The sequence below is a fragment of the Deinococcus rhizophilus genome (assembly GCF_030271215.1).
GTDB classification, from domain to species: Bacteria; Deinococcota; Deinococci; order Deinococcales; family Deinococcaceae; genus Deinococcus; species Deinococcus rhizophilus.
Map to the genome: position 1 here is coordinate 1 of NZ_JASNGB010000237.1, position 3,703 is coordinate 3,703.

Genomic DNA, 3,703 nt, shown 5'->3' on the forward strand with positions numbered 1-3,703 from the left:
CCGACGGCCTGCGCCGGGCCTCCGCGCTGCTCGCGGAGCGGGCCGACCTCTTCGCCCGCACCATCGCCACCGAGGCGGGCAAGCCGCTCAAGGCGTCGCGGGTGGAGGTCGCCCGCAGTGTGGAGAACCTCGCCTTCGCGGCCGACGAGGCGCTGCGGCTCGCGGGCGAGGGGATTCCGCTGGACGCCAGCCGCTTCGGGGAGGGCCGGATCGGGTTTACCCGCCGCGAGCCGCGCGGGATCATCGCGGCGATCAGCCCTTTCAACTTTCCGCTGAACCTCGCGCTGCACAAGGTCGGCCCGGCGCTCGCGGGCGGCAACGTGGTGATTCTCAAGCCCGCGCCCCAGACGCCGCTGACCGCCAACCTGCTGGCGGAGCTGCTGCGGGACGCCGGATTCCCACCTGGCGCGGTGGGCGTGCTGCACGGCGGACCCGAGCTGGGCGCGGCGCTGACCTCGGCGCCGGAGGTCGCGCTGGTGAGCTTTACCGGCAGTCCGGGCGTGGGCGAGAGCATCAAGCGCGGCAGCGGCCTCAAGCCCGTCGTGCTGGAACTGGGCAACAACAGCGCCAATCTCGTGGACGCCGAGAGCGACGTGGAGGGCGCGGCGCGGGCACTCGCCGCCGTCTCCTTCGCCTACCAGGGACAGGTGTGCATCCACCCCCAGCGCCTGATCGTGCACGAGGCCGCCTACGACCGCTTCCGGGAGGTCTTTCTGGAGGCCAGCCGGTCGCTGGTGTGCGGTGACCCTCTCGACGAGGCGACCGACGTGGGGCCGCTGATCGGGGCGGCGGCGCTGGAACGGCTGGGAGACTGGATCGGGGAAGCGCAGGCCCTCGGCGGACGGCTGCTGCTGGGCGGCACCCCCCGGGGCAATATCCTGCCTCCCACCGTGCTGGAGGACGTGCCCGAGCAGGCCCGGATCGTCGCGGAGGAGGCGTTCGGCCCTGTGGTGGTCCTCTCCCGCGCCGCAAGCTGGGCGGAGGCCATCGCCGCCGCCAACCGCAGCCGTTACGGCCTGCAGACGGGGGTGTTCACGACCAACCTCGGGCACGCGCTGGAGGCAGCCCGCGACCTGGAGGCGGGCGGGGTGATCGTGAACGACCCCAGCACCTTCCGGGTGGACCAGATGCCCTACGGCGGCATCAAGGACAGCGGTTTCGGCCGCGAGGGGGCCCGCGCCTCGGTCGAGGAACTCACCTACGTGAAGACGGTCGTGCTGCGCTAGAGCATTGGACAGAATGACGGCCCCCGGGGGACAGCACCCAGGTGCCTTCCCAGGCTGCCCCATGCTCCTGTCCCATTCGCTCGCTCTGCTGCGCAGCTTTGCCAGTCCGCTCGGCCAACGAAGGTGGAACCCCACCGCCTTCCTACGGCACATGCTCTGGAAGCCGCGCCAGGCGGGGGCGGTGGGGGTGCCCGGTCTTAAACGTGACTTAATGAACTTTCTGGAAACAGCGTCCAGCACGACGTTTTTGGGCGAATGACCTGGAGGAATGCGTGCTGGAGGGCCTGGACGGCAGATACCCCCCCTTTCCGCCTTCCATCACATATGTCATGCTGCACGCCATGACGAAGAAAACGACGAAGGCGACGGCCAGCAAGAAGTCCGAGGGCACGGCCAGCCGGGGTGCCAACGGCGGCGCGACCCGTGGCCGCAGCACCAGCACCGAGAGCGGCGACCGCAGCGGCAAGGTCGCCAAGACCCAGCTGGTCGAGCAGGTCGCCGAGAAGACCGGCCTGACCAAGAAGCAGAGCGAGGAAGCCGTCAGCGCCATGCTCGACGTGGTCGTGGACGCCATCCGCGGCGGCCAGAGCGTGGGCCTGCCCGGCCTGGGGACCCTCAGCGTCAAGGCCACCGCCGCCCGCACCGGCGTGCGCCCCGGTACCTCCGAGAAGATCCAGATTCCCGCGGGCAAGAAGGTGGCCTTCAAGGTCGCCAGCACCCTCAAGGGCAACCTCTAAGCCTTCCGCTCCTGTCCGGGCCGCCCTCCCAGCTGGGGGCGGCCCGGTTGTTGGTGCGCGGTGGAGGCAGGTGGGATGTGCGGGTGTGGCCGATGGCGCGGACAGTTTTCTAACCCTGTACCTGTAGGGCTCTAACCGCGCTGGGACCGCGTGGCCGTCCACCCCCCTCTGCTCCGCAGCTCTGCGAGTCCCCAACCCCTCCCCTTGCGGAGCTGTGCCAGTCCCCCGCAAGGGGAGAGGGGCTTTTCGTGTCCTTCACGGGTTTCTTCCCCTCAACCCAAGAGATCACGCCTTGCCACCTCCAGCGTGCCCGGCTCAGCGCCGTTTGGCCCGGCGTGGGGGCAGGTCCCGGGCCCCGGTGTAGGCGGCCACCAGCTCGGCCCCGATCTCGCCCCGCTCCACCGCCCGGCGCACCGCGCAGCCGGGCTCGGTGCGGTGCGTGCAGCCCCGGTAGCGGCAGCGGGTGGCGAGTTCCTCGATCACCCCGAAGCGCGAGCTTCCGGTCCCGGCGTCCCCGTCCCACACGGCGATGTCCCGCAGCCCCGGATTGTCGATCAGCAGGCCCCCAGCGGGCAGGCGGTAGAGGGTGCGCGTGGTCGTCGTGTGGCGTCCCTGCCCGTCCTGGTCCCGCACCGCGCCGGTCGCGGCGGCCTCGCGCCCCAGCAGGCGGTTCGTCAGGGTGGACTTGCCGACCCCCGAGGAGCCGATCAGGGCGACCGTGACCCCCTCGCCGAAGTAGGGCCGCAGGGCGTCCAGACCCTGGCCCGTCGCCGCCGCGACCGCGTGCACCGGCAGGTCCGGGGCCAGGGCCGCGACCGACCCGGCCAGGGAATGAACCTCCGGCACGGCGTCCGCCTTGTTCAGCAGCACGACCGGCCGCGCCCCGCTGAGCCCCACGGCCGCGACGTAGCGGCCCAGCCGGGGCAGGTCGAAATCGAGGTCTGGCGTGGTCACGATAAACACCACGTCCACATTGGCCGCGATCACCTGTTCTGCCAGGCCGCCCTGCACCGCCCGCGCAAAGCTGGTCCGGCGGGGCAGCACCTCCACGACCCGCAGCGGCGATCCCGCGCGGCGCTCCACCATCACCCAGTCCCCGATGACCGGCGAGGTCTGGCCCCCCGCCACGGCGTGCCGGAAGGCCCCCGGCAGCGCCGCCTCCTCCGGCCCCCTCGCCGTCCAGACCTGCAGGGTGCTGCGCCCGGTGCGGGCCACCCGGCCGGGTTCCAGTTGCGGCCGGACCTCGGGCGGGGCGGCCGAGACCATCTCGCGGGCCGCCTCGGCAAAGTTCGCGGACCAGCCCAGGGCGTGCAGGGGGTCGGGGCTCATCGGGACCGGAAACGCGGGGAGAGGTGAGGCAGGGGCATGGGCTCAGGGTAGATCGGGCGGCCCCGCGAGCGGAATGGGCGGCTTGCGGTGAAGTTGACCCTCGGCCGCAGGGCCTGCCCGCCCGCCTGCCCCACGCTCTAGCCCTTTGCCTCCACCGTCACCGGCAGCTCGCACGCCGTGATCTCCCCATGCGGCGAGACGGCCAGCACGCGGCGCTCGGCCAGCGTCCACAGCGCCCGGTGAATCGCCATCTCGGCGGCGGGCTCGCCGGAGGGCGCGAGGCGGTCGAGCAGCCCGGTGTAACGCATCCCCTCGCCCTGGCCGCCCGCCCAGGGCGTCGAGTCGGCCAGCAGCGTGAGCACCCGCCGCTGCTGGGGCGTCTCCCCCTGCGCGATCAGGGCGGCCCTGGCC

General features: G+C 72.3%; 3 protein-coding genes and 1 pseudogene. 2 read left to right on the top strand and 2 right to left on the bottom strand.

Translation table 11 applies throughout. The features are described from left to right. Together QOL99_RS15795 and QOL99_RS15800 are read left to right on the top strand one after the other, a co-directional pair. The coding region (locus tag QOL99_RS15795; RefSeq protein ID WP_285525231.1) for an aldehyde dehydrogenase family protein at positions 1-1,226 on the top strand (1,226 nt) is incomplete at its 5' end. 341 nt (positions 1,227-1,567) lie between these two features. After that, on the top strand, positions 1,568-1,963 hold the full coding sequence (locus QOL99_RS15800) for an HU family DNA-binding protein (protein ID WP_407650206.1): 396 nt from the start codon (positions 1,568-1,570) through the stop codon (positions 1,961-1,963). Between the two features lie 315 nt (positions 1,964-2,278). Here QOL99_RS15800 and rsgA read toward each other — a convergent pair whose 3' ends face one another. Together rsgA and QOL99_RS15810 are read right to left on the bottom strand one after the other, a co-directional pair. Beyond that, positions 2,279-3,292 (bottom strand): ribosome small subunit-dependent GTPase A, encoded by a 1,014-nt coding sequence (gene rsgA / locus QOL99_RS15805; protein WP_285525234.1) that lies wholly within the window; start codon positions 3,290-3,292, stop codon positions 2,279-2,281. A 137-nt stretch (positions 3,293-3,429) separates the two neighbouring features. After that, positions 3,430-3,703 (bottom strand): annotated as a pseudogene (locus tag QOL99_RS15810) (hypothetical protein); the annotation flags it as partial.

Coding starts and splice junctions, on each gene's coding strand:
- QOL99_RS15800 (WP_407650206.1), top strand. CDS start 1,568: ATGACGAAGAAAACGACGAAGGCGACGGCCAGCAAGAAGTCCGAGGGC.
- rsgA (WP_285525234.1), bottom strand. CDS start 3,292: ATGAGCCCCGACCCCCTGCACGCCCTGGGCTGGTCCGCGAACTTTGCC.